This is a genomic window from Flavobacterium hibernum (assembly GCF_000832125.1).
In the GTDB taxonomy this organism is placed as follows: Bacteria; Bacteroidota; Bacteroidia; order Flavobacteriales; family Flavobacteriaceae; genus Flavobacterium; species Flavobacterium hibernum.
This window is the reverse complement of record NZ_JPRK01000013.1, coordinates 258,836-282,764: the sequence shown is the minus strand read 5'-3', so window position 1 is coordinate 282,764 and position 23,929 is coordinate 258,836. Positions and strand designations below refer to the sequence as shown.

Sequence of the window (23,929 nt, the reverse complement as noted above, 5' to 3'; positions counted from 1 at the left end):
GTGTATTTTTAAAAAAATCTGAGGTACTTTTTAGCTTACCTGATCTAACCAGATAACTAAATGCGAGGATAATTAGCATAATTATTTAACAATACCTGCAAAACGTTGATAAAAAACCGTTGGGCTGTTCTCATTTTTAGGAGCATATTTTCCTGCTATAATTGGAACATAAATAACCCTTCTTCTACTTTCTTCGCCACGAATAGAAGATTCTGCAACTCTGTGCCACAAACGACCATCGTGAATGGTTAAATCTCCAGCTTCCGGATTGATAGAAACCTCCTCTGAGTCGGGTTTATTATCTAAAAAGTATTTTTTACGAAAAAGCATTTGATAAATACTTTGTTTGTGAGTACCCGGAATGATTTTAAGACCACCGTTTTCGGGTTTTAAAGTGCTTAAATGAATACCCACATTTAGCATTGGGTTTAATTTTCCACCATAAAAAATGTCTCTTAAACCGTCTGTATGCCAGCCCATTTTAGTAAACTTACTTTCAGGGCCATTGATGTAGTGATTAAAAACCATTCCGTCTTTTTCTTCCGTACCTAATCTTGCGTCGTCGCCTGCTAACGGTAGTAAAGCATTAAATCTTGGATCAAGTAAAAGACCGCTTAAGGTTTGATGATGTTGATTGATAAAAGCAAAACGTTGTACTATAGCTGCGCCATCTAAATCTTTGCCGTATTTAATAGGAACACCATTTACTTTTTGAAGATCGTTTTCAATCCAATTTTGCTCTACTTGTTTCGAGGCATCAATGATGGATGAAACCGTTTCCGGATTTATAAATTTTTTGAAATGAATGAAGCCATGTTCGTTAAAAAAGGAAATTTGCTCATTAGTCAATTGCTCAGTAAGGGTAAATGTTTTATAAGAAGATACCATGATAAATATATTTAATAAATGAAATAATAGTGTTTGTAATTTTCTAAAAGTCTAGCAACAGCAACAACAGCACATTCGCATATTTGCGTGCATTCGATCTTTAGGAAAATTAAATCTATTTTTTCTTTTATTTGACATACTCTATAGGATTAGTAGAATTTAATACAAACATAATATATATTTTCTCTTTTCCAAAAATTATTTTTTATTTTTTTTCGAAAAAAAATTAAATTTTATAAATTCCTGCTGCCGTTTTTTCGATGAATCCCTTTGGTAGTATACGATTGGCATACACCGAAATGATATTTGTAAAACCCGGAATAACTTCTGATTTTTTGCTGAACATGGCTTTTACTGCCATTTTTGCAACTTCATCAGGCTGCATATTAAACTTTTCAGCCATTTTGCTAAAAGCATTTAAACCTGCTCTTGCAGCAAAACCCGTATCGACCGGGCCTGGACTAAAACAAGTTACTGAGATTGAAGTTTGTGCAAGTTCAAAACGCAAAGCGCGCGTAAACGATAAAACAAAAGCCTTTGTAGCCGAATAAACAGCCAACGTAGGTACAGCCTGATATGCAGCAGTACTCGATATATTTAAAATATAAGCTTCTTTTTGTTGTGAAAGTATAGGTATTAATAAATGCGAAAGTTCAACCACTACATTCATGTTAAGTTGCATCATACCAAGCTGATCGCTTAGAGAAGACTGACTGAAATCGCCCCAAACACCATAACCGGCATTGTTAACTAAAATGCCAACGGGATAGTTATTCTTTTTTATCCAATCGGTTACTTTTAGCGACGCGTCATTTATCGAAAGATCAATCGATAAGGCAGATGCATTGGTGCCGTATTTAACTTTAAGATCATCAGATAATGCTTTTAGTTCGTCCTCACTTCTTGCAACAAGCAATAGTGGATATCCCTGTTTAGCCAATTCATAAGCAATAGATTTTCCAATGCCTTTGCTGGCGCCAGTTATTAAGGCATACGGTTTCGTTTTTTCGCTCATTTTATTTATTTAATAAATCAAATATAAAGATTAATTGTAAACTGTTGGGTGCAATGTACATAATGGTTCTCCCCTTCCTTGCTATTCGTCTTTCTTACAATCTTCCTCTTTTAAGCAGGCAGATTGTACTTTTAAGCCAATTATTCGACCAAATTATCAGTACTAAAAACAAATACATAACATTAAAAAAGGCATTGAAATCAACTAAAATTTGAAATCAATGCCTGTAAATAATATATATGACTTACCTATTTTTTTGCTTTAAAAACTTTGTAAAATACAAATAGAATCACCAACCAAATTGGAATTAACTCTACAGATAATTTCATATTTGTCATCCACATGATGGCTAAAATACCCAATAAAAATACAAAACAGATATAATTACTTACGGGATAAAATAAGGATGGAAACTTCGTTTTTGTGTTTTCTTTATCCTTAGAAAGTCTGAATTGTAGATGTGTATACGAAATCATAACCCAATTGATAATTAGTGTAGATACTACTAAAGACATTAAAATACTAAAAGCTTCTTTTGGAATTACTTTGTTTATTAAAATGCAAATCGCCGCAAAGCACGATGAAATTAAAATAGCATTAATGGGTACTGATTGTTTGTTTAACTTCATTAAAAACTTAGGTGCATTACCTTGATCTGCTAAACCATACAACATACGAGAATTGCTGTATACGCTACTATTGTATACAGATAAAGCTGCGGTTAATACAATTAAATTAAGCACATTAGCAATAAGGCTTGTAAAAAATATTTTGTGCCCAAAAAGCTCAAATTCCATTCCGTTTAAATTTTGGAAAACCATTACAAACGGGCTACTATCTGTCGTAATTTGTTGCCAAGGCGACAAAGCAAATAAAATTACCAATGCTCCAACATAAAATATTAGAATTCTATATATAACCTGATTGGTTGCTTTTGGAATATTTTTTTCCGGATTTTCGGCCTCAGCGGCAGTAATTCCAATTAGTTCTAAACCACCAAAGGAAAACATAATTAGAGCCATTGCCGATAACAATCCCTGAAAATCGCCTGTTGCCGTTTTTTCAAAGAAACCTTTTGGAAAAAAGCCTCCATCGTTGTATAAATTATGAATCGTAGCGTGCTCTCCTCCTGTTCCACTTATTAGCAAATAAATACCAAAAAGAATCATTGCAATAATTGCAACAACTTTTATAATTGAAAACCAAAATTCAGTTTCTCCGTACACTTTTACCGAGGCAAAATTCAATGCATTTATAACCAAAAAGAAAAACAAACTGGATGCCCATAGCGGAATTTCGGGCCACCAAAACTGCACATATACACCAATGGCAGTAAGTTCGGCCATACTAACCAAAATATATAAAATCCAATAATTCCAACCTGAGGCAAAACCCGCAAAAGAGCCACAATATTTATAAGCAAAATGACTAAAACTTCCTGATACCGGTTCTTCGACAACCATTTCGCCAAGTTGTCTCATAATAAAAAAGGCAATAATTCCGGCAATAGCATATCCCAAAATAACTGATGGACCTGCTAATACAGCCGCTGGACCAATACCAAGAAAAAGACCTGTTCCTATTGATCCGCCTAAGGCAATTAACTGAATGTGACGATTAGTCAACCCGCGTTTAAGCTGATTCTCTTCTACGACTTCCTGTTTATTCTTCACAAATTAAATTTTTAAATGAGTAAAATGTACTCACAAATGTATAAACCGCGAAGATAAGTTAAAAGAAGATAAGTTAAAAAAGGAATTTATCCCGTAAGAGATTCTCCTTTTAAGCTAAAAAGAGCGGTCGATTTATCTAGTTTTCTATCATTTCATATAAAAGATTATTGTTGGCATGCGATACATCAGTATTCCTTTTTTCTCTCATAACTCCCCATTTTAAGCAAGTTGCACCCCAAGAAAATCCTGCTCCAAAAGTCGTGATGAGAATGTTTTGTCCAATTTTAAAGTCATTTTGAAAATCCCATAAACATAACGGAATTGTTGCTGAGGTTGTATTGCCAAATTTTTCAATATTAACCTTTACTTTATCCATTGCAATATTTAGATTTTGACCTACGGCCTTGATAATTCTCAAATTTGCCTGATGTGGAATTACCCAGTCAATATTTTCTGTTTCTAAATCATTAGTTTTTAGAACCTCTTCACAAACCACACTCATCGATTCTACAGCTTTTTTAAATACAAATGCGCCATCTTGATTTATAAAATGCTGTTTGTGTAATATGCTTCGCATACTGGCGGGAAATCTTGAACCTCCGGCTCTTACCAATAAAGATTCTGTTCCGCTGCCATCAGTTCTTAAAATGCTTTTCATTACTCCGTATTCTTCTTTATCGGGTTCTAAAAGAATTGCTCCTGCACCATCGCCAAAAAGAATACAAGTATTACGGTCTTCATAATCTACAATCGAACTCATTTTATCTGCCCCAACAACCAGAATCTTTTTATAACGTCCGCTTTGTATCATGGCAGTTGCCATTTCCATTGCAAATAAAAACCCACTGCAAGCAGCATTAACATCAATTCCAAAGGCATTAATAAGACCGCTTTTTTCGCATACTTTGCTCGCTGTAGGAGCCAAAAGATGATCCGGAGTTGCTGTAGCCAACACTAATCCTTCAATTTCTGTTTTGTCAACATCATAGCACTGCAGAAGATTTTCAATTGCAGCCGTTGCCAAGTCCGAAGTAGCCTGCTCACTTTCAAAAGCAATTCTTCTTTCCTTAATTCCCGTTCTTTTCTCAATCCAGTCTTCAGTAGTCTGAACCATCTTAGAAATATCTTTATTAGTAAGGGCTAAAGTTGGAACAAATCCACCGATAGCCGTAATTGCTGCATTCATTTGTAATTTTATATCTAAATTATACGTGTTTTTTTATTTAAAAATTAGGAAGTGATAATAGTGGAATATCCAAACCAACTGCCATTATTCTGGTTTTACTAATATGAACCAGTGAGTCCCAGAATCCATATTTTTGCGGTACCATTACCAAAATATCGGCATTGTAATTTTTAATTTCTTGTTTTATTTCATTTACAACTGAATTTGATCTGACACTTTTATAAACAAACCTTACCTTTTCAAAAGCTTCTGGATCTGTATTGTTTAAAATTCCTTGCTCCTGAACGAGTTCTTCTACTTTTTCATCAACACTAAAAAATTCTACTTCTGACTGCAATTTTTCTACAATCTCCATAAACCATTTAAATTTTTCGATGGTTGTTAAACTTAAATTATCTGAAGCAAAAAGGAATTTTTTGGCGCTTTTAAAAGCAACATTTGCCGGAACTGCTAATACTGGTATAATTAGATTCTTAATTACCGAAGTTGTTTTATTTCCTAATAATTCTTGCTCAAGCGAACGTTCTGCCATTCCCATAACTACTAGTTCTGACTTATTTTTTTCGATAAGATGTACAAGCTGATCTTCTAAAAAAGAATAACTGCAAAAACTTTCTACTTCGATATTAAACAAAGTACTAAGCTCTTTTCCTAAAGAATTAAGTTTCCATGTTGCAGTCTCTAATTCTTTTTGCATTCCTTCGGCCGAAATCCTTGAATTTGAACTGTGTATCGATAAAGTAAAAGAGTTGAATAAAATAAGTTTTGCTCCTATTGCCTGAGCTAGTCCGGCAGCATATGTAACAGCATTTGTTGCTGTGTCTGAAAAATTTGTTGCAGCAATTATTGATAATGGTGAATTCATAACTATAATATTTAAGTAATTTGATAATTAGATTTTTTAATAAAGTCGAGATAAAAATGCTTATTGCTGAAACATACAAGATGTCCATAGCGGAAGCATTTTTTTTCTTTCTTCAAGCAAAACAAGGTATCGCCTGTTTTCTGTAATTTCTGAATTTGCAAAGCGTTTAACGGTCGCCAATGGTAAGAGAATCATTCCAATAAGATTTAAAATTTGCTGTACTGGATTAAATTTATTCTTGCTCTCTTTTTTAAGTTCTAAAATTTGCATCATAAAATAAGAATTCAGCAAATATTCCCGCTTAATTGCAATGACATCTATTTTACTGGAATCTGATAATAATTCATTCAGGATAAAAGCAGCAAAATCTGGTTTTTCTAGCAGTAAATCAATATAGGCCAATACTATAAACTCTATTTTTTGAATAACGGTTTTTTCTCTACTATTGAGAACCGGAGCCAGAACATTAAAAAGCATAATAGTATTTTGTACGATCACTTTTTGAAGAACTTTTTGCTTATTGTTAAAATAGTAATTTGTCAACAATGCACTGCCGTCATTTTCCTTTCTTACATCCCAAACTTTATGACTCGCATAATTTTTTTGTTTAAAAAAGAATCTAGATGCGGCTATAATTTTTTGTTGTCTAATTTCTTCAATATGGTTTCTTATCGTTTTTTCAGCTTTCATCATTATAAGTTTTAACAATGTTCCTCTTTTAAACATGGAAACAAAATATTTGCTCCAACTCTATTCACAATTCCATGAAGAAAAAAACTATTGATATACGACAAAATATTATTTTTCTCCACGACAGCTATAGAATCATCTTCAAGCGCAATATCTATTTGTTTAAAATAGAGTTCGCCCGTAAGTTTACTATTTACTGATTTCCTGTAACATCCTTCCAGTATACCCTTGTCTACATTTTGTATAAAAAAAGCAAAAACTTAGTGGTTCTGTATTTTAAGAGATCATCATTTACCGTTGGATAAAACTTTAAAAGATCACTTATAAAAATGGGTGTAAACACAGCAACATTAGCCTGTAAAAACTTCAAAAAATTAATGAGTTCAGCTATTGCATCATTGGCAATCTCTAATAATGTTTTAATATAATTATCAATCTTGCTCAAGGCATTTATAACAACATCTTTTACAATAGTTTCTTTATCTCGAAAATATTGATAGAATGTTTTTTTGGATATCCCACAATGCTGACTGATTATATCTACCGAGGTTTTCTTAATTCCTTCTTCAGAAAAAAGTAAAGAGGCAATCTCGATAATTTCTTGTTGTTTGCTTTTCATTACTACACTAGTTTAATTACCGTTTTGCATTTGCTTTTAATGAAAAAGCGATAACTTAATTAAGGCGTTTATGAATTGAAAAAAAGAATATTTTTTATTCCTACACGATCTAAAAGCTAAATTTGCATGGCGATAATTCTACAAAGATATTTCTATAAACGGCAATCAAAAAGGTCGATTCAACGCCAAGATTAGTTTATTTGTCGCTTTATTTTAACTTTGCCGTAGAATTTCAGTAAAATGATATTTTATTGTACTATTGCACAAACAGGCAAATCTGTTATTACTTCGGCACTGTTAGCATTAAAATAGCTGTATTTCTTACATCAAGTAGTTTCTTAAACAGACATGCTGAATATTTTTTTTTTGATTGATTAATTTCTTTGCTATACTATGGATAATCAAGTTTATAATCTGACTCTTGAAGAGCTTATAAATCAAGTAAAAACCGATTTAATTACGAGAGAATATGTTGTTTGTTCGATGGACAGTACTAATTACAATATAGAACTTAATATGCCACATAAGGCAGATTTTTTCTCTCTTGTATTAATTGAAGAAGGTTTTTGTACCTACAAAGTAAACGACAATAAATCGAGAGTTGAGGCAAATGATGTGCTTTTTTCGCCTATTTCTGAAACATTTATAATCGACCATATTTCTGATGATTATAAGGCCAAATACATTCTATTTACTACTAATTTTATAACTCAAGCCGGCTTTAATTACCGTTCAAACGACATATTAAAAAGTATTTCGAGTAATCCTGCCATAATTATCAATAATGAAATAGCCTTATTTAAAAGATTAAAATTTTATCTCGATGAACTGGAATCTTTAAACGATGCCGAAAATAAAAACTATTATTTCAACGAATTAATCTGGCATTCCTTTTCGCTTCTTATTTATGAAATAGACAACTATTTTAGGAAAATTGAAATTGTCCGCCCTACAACACCTCGAGGAGAAGATTTAACTACCCGATTTTTTGAGCTTTTACGAGAAAACTATAAAGAGCATCATGATGTACAGTTTTACGCTGACAGTCTTTTTGTTACCCGAAAATATCTTAGTAAAATGATAAAGAAAACAATGCTTAAATCCAGCCGAGAAATCATTAATCATTTATTGGTTACCGAGGCCAAAATATTATTACGAAATTATAATACTTCGGTAAGCGACGCGGCAACAGAACTTAAGTTTTCTGATCAATCTGTGTTTAGCAAATTTTTTAAAAAACACACCGGACAAACTCCATCCGACTACAAAAAAGACGATCTCTACTAAAATCTAAAACACAAAAGCCTTTTAGACATACACTTCATTTATATTACTAACTTAAAGTTCTTAAAATCATACATTACCCTATTATTATAGGATAGCAAGCCTGCTTTAAATGTTTTAAAATAGGCGACTTTTAGACAAATATAGGCGTCTTCTGGTTTTTTTTCATGATCTTTTTTAATCGAAATTTGCACCCGATTATTAAATTTCTAATTAAAAAAATCAATGAACCGATACTCCATTTTCACGTTTTCAGTACTTTTTTCTGCTCTTTTTCTTTTGGAAGGATGCGGTAAAAACAATCAAGATCAGGGTGCGCAACAAGGCCCTATAGAACTTCCTATGGCAACTATTGTTAGTGGAAAAGTGACCACTCAAAAAGAATACACTGCAAGCATAGAAGGTGTTTCTGATGTCGAAATTCGCCCGCAGATTTCTGGATATTTACAAAAAATTCTTGTTGACGACGGTGCCTATGTAAAAGCCGGACAAACGCTTTTTGTAATAGAAAGCAGCATTTACAGAGAGCAATACAATACTGCTCAGGCCAATCTAACTACTGCCAAAATTGAACTTGACAGAAAAAAGGAACTTGCAAAAAGCAAAATAGTTTCTAATCTTCAGGTTGAACAAGCGCAAGCCGTTTATCAAGCCGCTGCGGCACAAGTAGGATCAGCAAGAATAAATCTGAATTTCTGCACGATAAAAGCGCCTGTAAGCGGTTATATTGGTAGAATTGGATATCGAATGGGAAGTTTGATTGCGCCTACAAATACAGCTCCGCTAACACTTTTATCTGACATCCAAAAAGTGAATGCTTATTTCAGTATGAGCGAAAATGATTTTAATACTTTTCAGCAGCAATATCCCGGAAAAAACATCATTAAAAGTGGACCAAAAGTTGAACTTCTTGTCTCAAATGGAGATAAGTATGAGCTTCCCGGAAAAATTGATGCCGTTGACGGACAATTTGATAAAACGACTGGTTCTATAACTTTAAGAGCCAAATTCGACAATCCAAAAACCGTTTTAAGAAGTGGTAATACGGGCAAGATTATTATACAGCAGGACAATAACAATGCTGTACTTCTTCCTATTGCTTCTACAATTGCGGTTCAGGACAAAATATTTGTGTTTACAGTAGATGCGAAAAGCAAAGCCATACAAATTCCTGTTGAGGTTTCTGGAAAATCAGGTACAAACTATGTTATTGCAAAAGGGCTTCAGGCTGGTGATACTTATATCGTTTCCGGATTTGACAGACTACAAGCGGGCGCTTCTGTAATCGCTCAAAAAAATGCAGCAAAATAATTTTTAATTATTCTCAAAAACAACAACATGTTAAAAACAATCATAAAAAGACCTGTGCTTGCAACAGTAATTTCGCTATTGCTGGTCATACTGGGTATTGTGGGAATGACTGGACTTCCTATCACAAAATTCCCAGATATTGCGCCTCCTACTGTAACGGTTATGGCTACTTATCCGGGAGCCAATGCAGAAACTATTGGGCGATCTGTGGCTCCTCCGTTAGAAAATGCCATTAATGGTGTAGAAAACATGGATTATATTAATTCTGTTTCCAGTAATGATGGTACGCTGGCTATTACCGTTATTTTTAAATTAGGAACAGATCCTGACCAAGCAGCCATAAATGTACAAAACAGAGTTTCGCAAGTTACCAATCAGCTTCCTGCCGAAGTTGTTCAGGCCGGAGTTACTACTCTAAAAAGACAAAATAGTATGATGGCCATGATTACTTTAAGTAGTGAAGATGGTAAAATCGACGATTTGTTTTTAGAAAATTATGCCAAAATCAATGTCCTTCCGGAACTTAAACGTGTTAAAGGTGTTGGAGATGCAATGGCATATGGAAATAAAGATTACTCTATTCGTGTATGGCTTGATCCTGCAAAATTAAAAGCATATAATCTTGCTCCTGCCGATGTTTCTCGTGCTATTCAATCTCAAAATATGGAAGCCGCTCCTGGAAGATTTGGAGAGCGAACAGATGAATCGATGGAGTACGTAATGCGTTACAAAGGTAAATTTACGGAGCCTGCTCAATATGAAAATATTGTTATAAGAGCCAAAAGCGACGGATCGATCCTGCGTCTAAAAGATGTTGCAAAAGTAGAATTTGGAGCTTATAATTATGCTGTATCTTCTAAATACAACAAAAAAGCCGGTGTTGTAATGGCTATTTTTCAAATGTCGGGATCTAATGCCAACGAAGTACAAATTGCGATACAAGAACGTATGAAAGTATTAGAAAAATCATTCCCTCCAGGCATGAAGTACGATATTCCATACGCAACAAAAGAATCTCTGGATTTATCTGTTAGCCAGGTAATTCACACGCTAATTGAAGCCTTTATTCTTGTATTTATTGTCGTTTTTATCTTTTTGCAAGATTTTAGATCTACCCTTATTCCTGCAATTGCAGTGCCTGTATCTATTGTGGGTACATTCTTTTTCATGCAGCTTTTTGGTTTCTCCATCAATACCTTAACATTGTTTGCATTAGTGCTGGCGATTGGAATTGTGGTCGATGATGCCATTGTGGTTGTAGAAGCCGTGCACGCCAAAATGGAAAAAAGAGGTTTAAATGCCAAGGCAGCCACCATGTCTGCCATGAGTGAAATCTCCGGTGCGATTATCTCCATTACACTGATCATGTCGGCGGTATTCGTTCCGGTAGCTTTCATGGAAGGTTCAACAGGATTATTCTACAAACAGTTTGCTATCACACTGGCAATTGCCATTATAATTTCGGCAGTAAATGCCTTGACGCTTAGCCCTGCCCTTTGTGCTATTTTACTTAAATCGCACGATCCAAGTCATGCAAAAACAGGATTTAAAGAACGCTTTTTCTCAGGCTTTAATGCCGGATTTGATAAATTAACAACTCGATATGCAAAATCAATATTGTTTCTGCTAAAGAAAAAATGGGTAGCATTCTTAATTATATTTCTTTTTGGAGGATTGTTTATCTGGATGTCTATGACTACGCCAAAAGCCTTTATTCCAGACGAAGATCAAAATTTTATCATCGTTACAGCCAATCTTTCTCCTGGTGCTTCTCAAGACAGAACAGGAAAAGTTATTAATACTGTCGAAGACAAACTTATGGCAAATCCAGCGGTCGAAAAAGTAATTACCGTAGACGGATTAAATTTGTTTAGCGGTTCATTATCTTCTTCTTCAGGAACTTTCTTTGTGAAATTAAAAAATAGTAAAGACCGAGGCAAAGTTCAAAAAATAGACGATGTAATGGGACAAATACAGGCAACTGTATCTCAAGACAAAAGAGCTAATTTCCTTGTACTAAATGTTCCTACTGTTGACGGATTTGGAAATACCAGCGGAATGGAATTAGTGCTACAAGACCGTACAAATGGCGAGTTACAAAAATTAGGCGCTACCTCTTACGGCATGATGGCGGCCTTAATGCAACGTCCGGAAATTGCCGTTGCATTTACCACTTTTAATGTAGGATTTCCGCAATTTGAAGTTCTTGTTGACGAATCAAAAGCAGCACAATTAGGCGTAAGCGTCGCTGATGTTTTAAGTGCAATGCAAGGTTATTATGGTAGTATACAATCTTCTGATTTTACCCGTTTTGGAAAATACTATCGTGTACTGGTACAGGCAAATCCGGAAAACAGAAAAGACAAGGAATCGCTAAACAGTATTTTTGTTAAAAACAATAACAACGAAATGGTGCCTATAAATTCAATTGTGAGTTTAAAAGCCACTGCCGGTGCCGAGGTAGTCGATCGTTTTAATTTGTTTAATGCTGCCAATCTTACCGTAATGCCAAAACCGGGTTATAGTACAGGACAAGCCATGGCGGCAATTAAAGAAGTAAGCGAACAAGTTTTGCCTCCGGGTTATACCTACGATTACAAAGGAATGAGCCGCGAGGAAAGTTCGTCTAGTTCGCAATCGGCCGTTATTTTTGCCTTGTGTTTTATTTTCGTGTTTTTCCTTTTATCAGCGCAATACGAAAGTTACATTTTGCCACTTGCTGTACTTATTGCAATTCCTGTTGGACTTTGCGGTGTTTTTATCGGAATCTCTTTTGCAGACATTGCCAACAATATATATGTTCAAATTGCCATGGTAATGCTTATCGGATTACTAGCAAAAAATGGTATTCTGATCGTCGAATTTGCCATACAAAGACGTCACGCAGGAAAAAGTCTAATTGCCTCGGCGGTCGAAGGTGCAAAAGCACGTTTACGTCCTATTCTTATGACTTCGCTTGCGTTTATTACAGGATTATTACCGCTAATATTTGTTGTAGGACCATCGGCTTTAGGAAATCATTCTATCGGATATGCTGCCATTTTTGGAATGTTAATAGGAACTGTGCTTGGAATATTTATTACGCCTGTACTTTTTGTAGTCTTTCAATATCTGCATGAAAGATTAAGTGGTAAACAAGTAAGTGATGCAGATTGGGAATACTAATTCAAAAAATAAGAAATGAATTCATTTAAAAAAATAATTTTCATCACAACAGTTTCAGGCTTAATTGTTTCCTGTTCTGTACAAAAATACAAGCAGCCGGCACTTGACATTCCTGAAACTTTTAGAAATGACGAAACTGTCCAGAAAGACAGCACAAGTAACATTGCCAGAATTAGTTACAAAGATTTTTTCAAAGATCCTGTCCTTGTCGATTTAATCGACAAGGCAGTACAAAACAACTACAATATGAAAGTTGCTTTGAAACAAATCGAATTTGCTTCTTTAGGATACCGTCAATCAAAATGGGGCAATGTCCCAACTGTAAGCGCCAATGTTGCATCGGCAAATATTTCGCGCCCGTCAGACAATAGTTTAAACGGACTTTCTTTAGGACAGTTTTTAGGGCAAAAATATATTGAAGACTACAGCACTTCGATCAATATTTCGTGGGAAGCTGATATTTGGGGAAAAATTAAAGGTGCTAAAGAAGAATCTCTAAACAGCCTTTTGCAAACCCAAGAAGCTGCCAAGGCTGTAAAAACTCGTTTAGTTTCTGAGGTTGTTACCGGTTATTATAACCTGTTAATGCTGGATAAACAACTTGAAATTACGCGTAGCAATTTATCATTTGCCGATAGTACTCTTACAATCCTGAAAAAACAGCAAGAACTTGGTATGATTACTTCATTGGCTGTTGAACAACAAGGAATTACAAAAGATCAAATTCTAAAAACCATACCAGCAATAGAAGGTTCTATCAACATGCAGGAAAACGCATTAAGTATTCTAACGGGCGTATTGCCTAACCGAATCGAAAGACATGCAAAACTAGATCAAATTGAAATTCCCGAAATGTTAGCTTCTGGTTATCCTTCAGAAATTTTAACTTTACGACCAGATGTAAAAAGTAGAGAATTAGAAGTTAGAAAATCGATTGCAACAATACACGTTGCCAAAACGAGCATGTATCCGGCTCTTAATATTACGGCTCAGGGAGGTTTGAATTCTTTTAAATCAAGCAATTGGTTTGAGATTCCCGGATCTTTATTTGGCATGGCAGCGGGTTCGATCATGCAGCCTATTCTTGGCGGAAAACAATTGAAAACCAGATTTGAACAATCAAAAATAAGCTCAGAACAAGCCGAATTAAATTTCAAGCAAACTGTACTTACTGCTGTAGCCGAAGTTTCGGATGCGCTGGTGCAAATTCAAAAATTAGAAGAACAACAAATAATTGCTCAGGCTCTCGTTACAAGAACAGAACACGTAGTAGTTAATTCTTTAACGCTGTACAAATACAACGAAGCCAACTATCTTGATGTTATTGTAGCGCAAACCAACAGACTTCAGTCTGAACTCGAGTTATCAGCTATCAAAACGCAAAGACTCAACGCCATAACAACTTTATACAGATCCTTAGGCGGAGGATGGCAATAAAACCATGACAAAAACTGTCGTCTTTTACAGACGGCAGTTTTTTTTTATACAAATTCCTTCTCTCCCATCTTTATTAATAACTATTTGATTTTTAAAGTTTAACTAAAGAACATTTAATGCTGTTACAGAATCAATGTTATCGGTTGTTCTGCATGCTAATTTTTCTATTATCATTATTTTATTTAATTCACTGGATTTTGTTAAATAATAAGAATAGTTTTATAAATACATTTTAATTGTAAGAAATAATTTATATTTGATCTTTAATATTTTTAATATGAGATCTTTTAAAAAATATAAAGTTCAACGCGGAGATACAATAGAAAGCATTGCTGAAAAAATTGGAATTCCCGCTGTCGAAGTAAGAACATTTCATAATCTATATTGCGATGACCGTGATTTGGTAGAATTTAGACTTCCTATTCGACGTGTCGAATATATTTTACTTCCTGACTTAGAGGAATATGTAGCTGCTAAAACGGCTCAAAAAGATGCAATTAAAAAAGTATTTAACAATCCGGAAAATAATCTGAGACTATTGGTTTCAGAAAATCTAAAACTCGATTACGGAACTATAATACAGTATAAAGAGAATAATCGAGTAAAAGATAAAATTCATTTTACATCTCAAATAGAATTCTTAAAAAGAGATGGAAATTTTTCTATTGTAAAATTTCAAATAAATCAAGTTTACATCAATAACAAAGAGCCAGAGTTAGTAATAGAAAAACTAGCCGACAGAATTTCGAAGGCTTTATATCCTGTTTTATTGCGTTTGAATGATAAAGGCGAAATAGACAATATAATTAATATTGATGCTATTCAAAGAAGATGGGAAACAATAAAACCTGCAATTCTTGAATATTTTAGAGGTAATGAAGTAGATAAACTAATTGCTTCTTTCGAAAAAACCATAATGTCGGCGTCTTTATTAAAAAGAAGCTTTGACGATCATCCTTTTTATCAAATATACTTTGCACCTATTTACCAAAAGTATACTTCTGATTTGTCATTTTCCCAAACTGACTCTACACTAAAAACAATTCAAATTATTGATGAATTTCAAACTTCGACGTCTAAGATTTGTTTAAGGCGAAAAGGTCTTGAACAATTGTTTTTAAATGACTCAGAAGATTTGGAAAAAGATCTAAATAAATCTGAATTTGAAATTGGAAAATTGGAAGAAGAAAATAGCAGTAATATAGATTTTCTATACAAACTGCATCACGATAACAACACTATATTTTCTATTACTGGTTTTATAAACTCAAGAAAAAACAGCGATGTTGTATCGACCATAGAGTTTGAAACTTATGAGCGAGCAAAGAGAAAACCAAAACAAGAAATAGTAAATCCAATATCAAGAAAAATAGATTGGAGTGCAGAGGTTATTAATGAGAGAGAAATAAAAGAAAAAGGGTTTTGGGATACTTTTTGGGGAACCTAGCAGTAATAAGGTTTAAGAGTCTAATTGATAATTTTAATTGTAAAAAGATTATGGAATATATAGTAGTATACGGAGCAAAAATAAATTGTGAGTACGGTAGTACAGATTCAACTTTTTTAGAAGTGCCATATGATGGATGTACAATTGATGATAAAAATCCAGTGCTTGAAAGTAATTTAAATATTGGTGATTTTGTTTTTTGTACCCTTCGTGAACAAGCTTGTGTTTTTAAATCATTGGATAAGACTTGGAGAGAACCCGCAAATTGCGGTACTACAGAGGGCAAGTATATTACAACAAAGTCAGTTTTGTTTTGTCAGGAAAGAGGAATGTTATCAATTACAAATCCAGGACAAAATTGCGTAGCAGAAGTTAATGGTATGTTGGTCGTTACCGATTTATAATAATAAAGCTTTTAAGTAAAGTAATTTCTAGTAACCAAAAAAAACAGAAGATGAGCGAAGTACATTTAGTGTGTGAGGGAGCAACTTGCAAGTGCCAGTTTGGTACAGCTCCGGATACTTTGAAAGTAAAAACACAAACCAAACGTTTTATAAATGATACCAAAGGAAAATCAAAATTAACTGCAACTCACAAAGATATTGGGCAAACTTTTGAAAAAAAAACCTTTGGCAGTTGTGCAAAAATGAACAATAATCCATGTAAGCCTGCAATTACAAAATGGGAAAACCTACATGATAAAGTCACACTAAAAGACAATAATGGCAAACCATTATTAGAAAACAGTAAAGCAACTTGTGCAGTTGCAGGTAGTGCTTGTGTAGAAATTATTAATCATGGACAAATTACAGAAGTGACCCAACAGAATATTCAAAATAGCAATGCCCAAATTATTAAAGCAATTAATCCGGCACTAAGTTTAAATATTGAGGACACAGGATTATTACAAATACCAAATATGTAAACATTATGGCCGATAACAAACTGCATTTAATTCCTGAAGTAACCAAAGGACAAATCTATAATCCCGCAATGGGAAACATTGTGCTTAATAAAGCTGATTTTTTTTATGTAAAAATAAAAGAGTATCAGGAAGATGAGAAGTTAATTAAAGACTTAGAAAGCAAGAAAAAGCAAGCCAAAGAATCTGCTGTACAAAAATGGGAACAGCATGCAAAGGATGGTTGGAATGAAAAAAGACTTAAAGAAAATTACGATGCTGACATGGAGGGTTGGCAAAAAATGGACAAAGAATTTCAAGCTCTTACCGATAAATACAATGATGTAAATTGGTGCTGGCAGTTAGTGGGTAAAAAATTAGATTACAAAAATATTTCACATAATCAAACGTTTACCAAAGGAATTGGCGAAATTAAAAAAACAGGTAAGCATAGTATTAAGTTTCCGGAATTATTGGTAGGTGGCGGAATGGCTTGGCTCGAAGCATTTCACGAAAAAGAAGGTGCTACAGGAAAAATTCCGAATGGTATATACGTTCAGGCATACGGAAAACCTAGAATTCTACAAATAGAATGGACAGATTTTGAGTATGAGCCCATAACAAAAAGTGTAGGTTTTATGTCTAAAGTTATTTTGCATATATACACTGTGGATATGTACGGACAAGAGGTTGAAATTAATTTATTGAATAAAAATGTAATTTTCTCTAACGACGAGCTAAATATTTCTAATGTAAAAGTTTTTAAGAGAGAAGTAACAGTTTTAAAAGTTAAAAAAATTGATATTGGCAAAAAAGGAGTGTCAGATCAATTGAACCAAACTAAGCATGATAGCAACAATACAGTAGAAAGTGAACAATACATACAAAAAATTGAAGTACAAGTATTAATTGATGCAAGTTGGGAAAAGTTTGGAAGTAAGTTAGAAATATACCCAAAAATTAAATCAATACAAACCGGAACTTATTTTGAAGATTTTACGCCCAAAACTATAAAAGTCGACGCTAAAAGTTTAATATTAACAGCTACAACTGAAGTAAGCAATAAACCTGTGGTGATTGGACAAGTAGAAACCAATGTAGGTGCTTTTCATCTATGCCAGTATACAGGAATTACACTAGAATACACAAAAGACAAAAAAACTGAAACGTTAGAAATATATAAAGAAGATCCCGGTGTGAGCCAAAACCCTAATATCGAGATAGGACTAATTTTAGGTTCTGCCCCCGAAAAATTCTCCATAAAAGTTGATCAAGAAAGTGATACAAATGAATGTGTGTACAAAGGTAAGCCCAATGATCATGGAAAAAACATTTTTGTTTTTGATCAATCAAGATTGCCTAAAAACATTAATATTACCAAACATGATGCTAAAAGTATTGAAGGGACGGCCCATTTTGATTATGATGTAGACGATTTGCCTAAATATTTCTGGCTTTCAAAAAATAATTCTAGTGCAATGTCGCAGTTGCCTTTAATGGTTTCTACTTGCAGGCACAAGCATAATATTGTATTAAAAGTAGTACCGGAAATTGAATGGACTATTAACTTTTTTTACAATACGCCAGATCCTGTATGGTTCGGACGATCTGAGCCTAATTATAATATTTACAGTACGGAAACAACAGCTATAAGAGATAATATATCTCCTAGTGATATTAAAAATAAAGGTGATGTTGTAGCATTGGCAGATCTTAAAAAAGAAGAGATTATACACAATAGCAACACAAAAGACGGAAAAGTTAAAATAGCCACAACAGCCAATAGGTATTACGGAAATGCTAAATCAAACTTTGGACTTACTGTAAAAGCAACGTATGACGGTGGCAAAAGCAAGGAATTGAGTTTTAAGTTTGCCGAAGAGTACCGTAAAACATTAGGTATTATTAAATCTGTTTATGATTTGGTAGATAAGATTGCAAGGGCAAAAGAGGCAAGAAAGGCCTCCGAAACTTTGCCTCCTTCCTTATTAGGAAGAAAAAACATGATGAGTCTTTCTCTCCTACCTCCTGCTCCATCTGTAGGTATTGGTTGGAAATATACTAACACAAACAATCGATTAGGTATAGAACTGGCTGCAAGAGCAAAAATAGCACCGTTAATAGGCGGAGAACTAAAGATAGATGTGCTGGCTCTGGCCGATAAAATACCTTGGTGCGGAAAGTTAGTAACAGCACTTGATTTAACTACGTGGCTGATTGAAAAAATATCTAGGGATACGCTGACTATAAACTATAGAATCGATCTTACTTTTTATGCCAATGTTGCGCTAGAAGAAACTTTTATAAAATATAGTCAAGCGCAGGAAAAAGGGAAACGTTTGGATGCCGATTTAAATTTGTCAGGAACATTGGGAGGAAAACTAGAAATTTCTACAGATGTTAAAGTGAAAGTAAAAACAGCTACAGAGTTAACTTTTGAAGCAGGAATCAAAGGGGATTGCTATTTTAAAATAGCAGCAAGCCCTAATGCAAATTATGATAATATGATAGATTGGACCACTAAATTTTCAGGTTTAATAGTTACTGGATATATTAAATTTTCAATGAAATCACAAAGAAAGACGGAGCCTAAAAATTTGGATCCCATTCCTTTACTTCCAAGTTATACTGGAAATGCTATTATTATGAAATTATGGACTGATTAAAAAAAAGAAATGTTAATAAGGATAGAAAAAATATTAATTACTTACATTTTAAAGAATGAAAAATATGATTTTAATTGGTTTACTAATATTTAATATAGCAAGTTGCCAAAAAAAAGAAAATGATACTCAAAAAAAAATAATAAATATTAATAAAATGACTTACCAACCTATTTACACTTTAAAAATATCTGTTGCAAATCCATATGAAACATATGTAAACGATATGCCTTTAGAAATCGATTACCAAGCTGGTTCAACAAACAATGAATTACCTATTAATAATTATATCCTAAAAAGCGGTATCCAAGAAATAAAAATTGTTTTATTACCAGACGAAGGGAAGAAAATAGTTGATAGATTAGGAATTAATTATGTTGCTGTTAAAATATATAAATATCCACGTGGACTTGATTACACTGGAGAAAATCGTGTAGAATTGATTAAAGAAATTAATCTAAGAGATTTGAAGGAGTCTCCATTATTAGTGAAAACATTTCAAATAGACATAGATGTGCCATATAATTTACAGGGTTGGTCTGAATCTGTAGATTTAAAAAAAGAAAATCAAAAAGAGTTAAATAATGAGTTGGTTAATAAATTCAATGAATTTAGAGATTTATTAAAAATTCATGATGTAAAAAGCTTTTTATCAAAAACGGAAAAAAGTGAAAAAGATTTAAATGAGGCTTTGTTCTTATCTCAAGAAGAAATTAAAAGTGATTTGAATGATTTGAGTGCAGATATTAAAAATATTATAGATGTATATCCTATTGAAAATTATGAAATTAAATTTTATGGCAATGGTAGAATTATTACGTTGTTAAGAATTGATGGCAAATTAAAAGGGACGTCTGTGTTAAGAACTGATAAAGCAGATTATAATACCACCTATAATCTATATTTTCATCGCCCAAAACCGGGATCTCAATTAGAGGTAATAAGATAAATATAGGTAATGATACTAAGGTGTTTATTAGATAATTTTGTATTTACTTTATTTAACGGTTATCTATTATATCAGTATATGCATGCATGGTTTAGTATAAATCCTGATCCTTTAACTGTAGAAACTTTAGCTGTTTTAATTTGCTCGGAATTTATTATGGTTAATTCTGGAGTTCTTATGGCTGTCTTTCAGAAAAAGCTTTTAATATTGTTTTTTGCATTAGTATATGCACTTTTTGCCTATGAGTTTAATAAAATGCTTCCCTTACAAGATAACAAGATAATGATTGCTTATTTTGTCCTTGTTCTTCATAGAATGCGTTTTGCATTCTATAATAAAAGCGAAAAACAACGAGATAAATTATTAGGACTTTCCGGATTAGCAGCTATACTATATATAGTATCTATTGGTTTTTGTGTTGTGTTTTCAAATTTTCTACGCAAATTAACTTATACCAAAGCTTTTTTGGATGAAAATAATTTTCAGCATAATAATTATGATCCTTCACAAAATTCAATACTTATGGCAACAGGTAGTATTTATTATTCGTTATTAATTTTTTCTTATTTGTCTAATGAATATTTGGAAAAGAAACAAGGTCATTAATTCCCTTGCTAGCGCTAGGAATAAGTTCCTAAATGCAAAAAATATATTTTATTATTATAAACATACAACACAAAACATCATGACTAAAAATATTATTTTATTCTCACTTTTATTGTTTACATCAATATTTACAAATTGTAAAGGACAGGAAAATCTAACTGCCAAATCACTTGGTGAAGAATCTTTAAGATTAGAGGATTTTGATTTCAATACCAAATTATCAACTTTATTACCTGAAAGTAGTAAAAGTAAAAAGTATCATGGATATTACGAGGTAAAAAATGAGCTTATAGAAGTTGATACAGTTTCAGAAATAACATATGACGGTAATAAAAAAGTCCGAATTGATTACAGACAACGAAGCTATTCTAGCAGAGATACTATGGCTAAATTTTGTGAATTCGAATTTAATGCTATTAATCTTGCGACGGATTTAAACGGGAAGATAATACTTATTCATGCAATGATGGATAAAACAGACTTGAAGCAATCTAAAGATTTAATTGCTATTTTAGATAAAAAATACGGAAAATCAAAAAAAAGCGAAAATACTTTCTTTGCAAATAATTTTGACATCTACACTTGGCATTTAAAAGACAGAATCATTAGATATAGTCTTGTTTTTGATAAGGAAGAAAATGTGGTGTATCTTGAAGTAGATGAAAACAATAAAAAGATTGACAGAATAGATACAAAGAACGAGCATTTCAAAGGGTACTTCTATATTATCAAAGCCGAAGATAAGGATAAAGTTTTTGGAAAAGATAAATCCGGAGATTTAGTATATCTCGAATAAAAACTTCCCCGTGATAACGCAAGCATCCTGTTCGTAAATTATTGAACTTTAAAAATATTGTGCTCACGAGCGGGACGCTAGCGCTAGCGAGGGAAAAGTGGTTAGAAGCTTTAGAAGAAATTAAAAGATTAAATGCAGAACTTTTGAAAGCTAAAGATGAGAAGATTGAGGTTTTGGAGAAATTATTAAAAGATAAATAGACTTTTATAAAAATATATTATTTCAAAGAAAAAAAAGAGACTTTAAAAGTCTCTTTTTTTTCTTTGGTGTATTATTTGTTTGAAGACAGAAAAGTTTTAATAAGTTAGTTTCCATAAAACAATATCCAGATTAATAATACAATAGAAATTGTAATCAACACTAAAGGAATTACACATTTTCTCTTTTCCATCAATTCTAAGTAACTTATATTTAATAACTATTTTCATTTAAATATTTATGTATAGCTGAATAAGCTATATTTTTACTTTTTTTAATCTGCTTTTGAAAAGAATTTGTCTGAAATTCATAGCAACAGCGTTTTATATAGCTATGATAATTAGCTTGCTTTTTATTATTTCGCGCACTAAATTTAAATTCATAAAATCCTCTCTCATTTAAAACAAGATTGTACCTCATTTTTCTATTTATTTTCTTTTCAGTTAAATCCCCATCTGTAAATTTTACTGGAAGATTATAAATTTTTCTAAGCTGGTTTTTAAAAATAGTTTTCTTGGCATTTGGATTTTCTTCCATTAACTTTAAAGTTCTTTTACTTTTCCTTTTAACAGTAGAAATTATCTTCCTATAGTATTTTGCTAGATTTGTTGATTTTATTCCTGTATGAAAACCTCTGAACTCAAAACCTAAATACGTCATTGCCGAGGCAACTTCTTTTGAATCTTCAATAATTCTAAAGCACTCTAATCTTATATTGTCATTTTTTTTAATATTTCTGAAAACAAATTTTTCGGTTTTTTCCGTACTTATCTTAATTTCATACTTTTTGATTAGATTGTTTATATCCTTTTCAATTTCATCGCATAAATTCTTATCACATACAATAAATATATCATCTGAATATCTTCTATAATAAGCGTTATGAGGCTTAACCCAACGATTAACAATATCTAAATCAAAATCAAAAAGGTAAAGATTGGCTAAAACTGCACTAATTGGCAGACCTTGCGGTATTCCGTTCTTGACAGTTTTTCCATTTTCTAATTTTTTAGAAAAAGGATTTGAGTAGATAGGTAATTTCCCTTCTTTAATATATGTTCTAAAATCTTCATTAGAATCAAAAAAACATCTAAAACCTTTTGTCTTTCTAATCTGTGCTAATTTACTTTCATTATAAGGAGCTTTTCTTCCATTCTTATTTCTTTTAATACGCAAATCATCTAAAAGTACATATTTAAAATTGGTACAAGCTTTAAACACTTTATAATGATCCTCAGGAATCTGATCATTCTGATTTAAAACTTTGCTCCATTGCTCTTTTAAAATCTTATGATCTAATGTAGAAAAAAAACTTTTTAAATCAATTGCTAATACCGCAACTTCATTATCATTTTGCGCTCTATTTTTAATTTCTTCAAAACATTCTTTTGCAAAATGAATATTAGATTTACCTATTCCTGACCCCTTAAAGGTTTCAATTTTTCTATACGCAATAACAGCTTCATCCTGTAGAGGTTCTTTCACTAAAAGATTCTCATATTTTTCTCTTAAAATATCAGCATAATAGCCATAGATCAAAGCGTCCATATGACTAGCATAATGTAATGGTCGATTTTTTGAATTTTTAACCGGGTGCAAAGTTTTAGTTCTGTAATGTGTATGGCTTCTTTTGTCTGTAGTAAATTTTTTTAAATTTCCTTTTTTAAATTTTCTATCAGAAATGATAGTATGAATTAATGGATAAAATGCATATTTTTCTATATACTTTTTGTCGGTAATTTTTTTTACAGTTTTATGCCAATTATTTCCTAATTCTAAGGATGGAGATAAATGTATATATCCTTTTTCTTTGAGCCAAATAGGTTTATTCATAAGTCAAATTAAAAAAGAATCTGCGATCAGCAATAACGTTAAAAAAATTACATAACTCTCAATTTGTGAGTTGGATCGGTACCCAATTACTGAGTCATTGGTTATGTGAGTAAATATAAAAGATTGTATATGGAATATCTAATAATTGTATTAACTTTGTTTGTATCGCTTGTAACGAATGAACCAAGTATAGTACTAATAGAAATAATTATCCTTCTATTGGAGGGTAGTTTAAAGCTAAACAGCCCAACCGTTGATAAATCTCATTTCCTAATATACCTTTTTGTATAATAGTAAAATAGAATAAATTCTATTTTGCGATCCACACAGCTGTAATTTTACTCATCACGCAGATTCTTTTCAAATTTAACATTAAAATTCATATATTCGACATCTATCCTAA

At 32.5% G+C, this 23,929-nt stretch carries 19 protein-coding genes; 11 read left to right on the top strand and 8 right to left on the bottom strand.

All coding sequences use genetic code 11. The features are described 5' to 3' along the window. Positions 1–81: 81 nt before the first annotated feature. The 7 genes from IW18_RS16545 to IW18_RS16515 form a co-directional block, all read right to left on the bottom strand. Positions 82–888: a phytanoyl-CoA dioxygenase family protein gene (locus tag IW18_RS16545; protein WP_041518984.1), complete on the bottom strand. Its 807-nt coding sequence runs from the start codon at positions 886–888 to the stop codon at positions 82–84. A 226-nt stretch (positions 889–1,114) separates the two neighbouring features. Then, complete coding sequence (locus tag IW18_RS16540) at positions 1,115–1,903, bottom strand: SDR family NAD(P)-dependent oxidoreductase (protein ID WP_041518983.1); 789 nt, start codon at positions 1,901–1,903, stop codon at positions 1,115–1,117. Between the two features lie 248 nt (positions 1,904–2,151). After that, positions 2,152–3,576 carry an amino acid permease gene (locus IW18_RS16535; RefSeq protein WP_041518982.1) on the bottom strand — a complete coding sequence of 475 codons (1,425 nt, stop codon included), beginning with the start codon at positions 3,574–3,576 and terminating at the stop codon, positions 2,152–2,154. Between the two features lie 136 nt (positions 3,577–3,712). Continuing rightward, positions 3,713–4,762 carry a beta-ketoacyl-ACP synthase III gene (locus IW18_RS16530; RefSeq protein WP_041518981.1) on the bottom strand — a complete coding sequence of 350 codons (1,050 nt, stop codon included), beginning with the start codon at positions 4,760–4,762 and terminating at the stop codon, positions 3,713–3,715. 37 nt (positions 4,763–4,799) lie between these two features. After that, positions 4,800–5,627, bottom strand: coding sequence for a universal stress protein (locus IW18_RS16525; RefSeq protein ID WP_041518980.1), 828 nt, complete (start codon positions 5,625–5,627; stop codon positions 4,800–4,802). A gap of 60 nt (positions 5,628–5,687) precedes the next feature. Beyond that, positions 5,688–6,317 carry a hypothetical protein gene (locus tag IW18_RS16520; RefSeq protein ID WP_131676008.1) on the bottom strand — a complete coding sequence of 210 codons (630 nt, stop codon included), beginning with the start codon at positions 6,315–6,317 and terminating at the stop codon, positions 5,688–5,690. Between the two features lie 232 nt (positions 6,318–6,549). Then, complete coding sequence (locus IW18_RS16515; RefSeq protein WP_041518978.1) at positions 6,550–6,936, bottom strand: TetR/AcrR family transcriptional regulator; 387 nt, start codon at positions 6,934–6,936, stop codon at positions 6,550–6,552. A 393-nt stretch (positions 6,937–7,329) separates the two neighbouring features. On the opposite strand from IW18_RS16515, the gene IW18_RS16510 reads away from it, so the two are divergent. From IW18_RS16510 to IW18_RS16460, 11 genes are all read left to right on the top strand, one after another. Then, on the top strand, positions 7,330–8,223 hold the full coding sequence (locus IW18_RS16510) for a helix-turn-helix domain-containing protein (protein ID WP_041518977.1): 894 nt from the start codon (positions 7,330–7,332) through the stop codon (positions 8,221–8,223). Between the two features lie 222 nt (positions 8,224–8,445). After that, positions 8,446–9,531 (top strand): efflux RND transporter periplasmic adaptor subunit, encoded by a 1,086-nt coding sequence (locus IW18_RS16505; protein ID WP_041518976.1) that lies wholly within the window; start codon positions 8,446–8,448, stop codon positions 9,529–9,531. Between the two features lie 27 nt (positions 9,532–9,558). After that, the gene (locus tag IW18_RS16500; RefSeq protein WP_041518975.1) at positions 9,559–12,696 is read left to right on the top strand and encodes an efflux RND transporter permease subunit; all 3,138 of its coding nucleotides are present in this window, start codon (positions 9,559–9,561) and stop codon (positions 12,694–12,696) included. 15 nt (positions 12,697–12,711) lie between these two features. Continuing rightward, positions 12,712–14,133, top strand: coding sequence for a TolC family protein (locus IW18_RS16495; RefSeq protein WP_041518974.1), 1,422 nt, complete (start codon positions 12,712–12,714; stop codon positions 14,131–14,133). Positions 14,134–14,410: 277 nt separating this feature from the next. After that, positions 14,411–15,580, top strand: coding sequence for a LysM peptidoglycan-binding domain-containing protein (locus IW18_RS16490; RefSeq protein WP_041518973.1), 1,170 nt, complete (start codon positions 14,411–14,413; stop codon positions 15,578–15,580). Positions 15,581–15,630: 50 nt separating this feature from the next. Beyond that, positions 15,631–15,984, top strand: coding sequence for a PAAR-like protein (locus IW18_RS16485; RefSeq protein ID WP_041518972.1), 354 nt, complete (start codon positions 15,631–15,633; stop codon positions 15,982–15,984). A 50-nt stretch (positions 15,985–16,034) separates the two neighbouring features. Beyond that, on the top strand, positions 16,035–16,505 hold the full coding sequence (locus IW18_RS16480; RefSeq protein ID WP_041518971.1) for a DUF4280 domain-containing protein: 471 nt from the start codon (positions 16,035–16,037) through the stop codon (positions 16,503–16,505). A 5-nt stretch (positions 16,506–16,510) separates the two neighbouring features. Then, positions 16,511–19,147: a hypothetical protein gene (locus IW18_RS16475; RefSeq protein ID WP_041518970.1), complete on the top strand. Its 2,637-nt coding sequence runs from the start codon at positions 16,511–16,513 to the stop codon at positions 19,145–19,147. 55 nt (positions 19,148–19,202) lie between these two features. Then, a complete protein-coding gene (locus IW18_RS16470; RefSeq protein ID WP_041518969.1) occupies positions 19,203–20,093 on the top strand; it encodes a hypothetical protein in 891 nt (296 codons plus the stop codon). Between the two features lie 78 nt (positions 20,094–20,171). Then, entirely contained in the window at positions 20,172–20,699 is a 528-nt protein-coding gene (locus IW18_RS16465) for a hypothetical protein (RefSeq protein ID WP_041518968.1), read from the top strand. A 79-nt stretch (positions 20,700–20,778) separates the two neighbouring features. Next, the gene (locus IW18_RS16460) at positions 20,779–21,495 is read left to right on the top strand and encodes a hypothetical protein (protein WP_123902602.1); all 717 of its coding nucleotides are present in this window, start codon (positions 20,779–20,781) and stop codon (positions 21,493–21,495) included. A gap of 411 nt (positions 21,496–21,906) precedes the next feature. Here the strand turns inward: IW18_RS16460 and IW18_RS16455 are convergent, their stop codons facing one another. Beyond that, a complete protein-coding gene (locus IW18_RS16455; RefSeq protein ID WP_041518966.1) occupies positions 21,907–23,526 on the bottom strand; it encodes a reverse transcriptase domain-containing protein in 1,620 nt (539 codons plus the stop codon). Positions 23,527–23,929 lie beyond the last annotated feature (403 nt).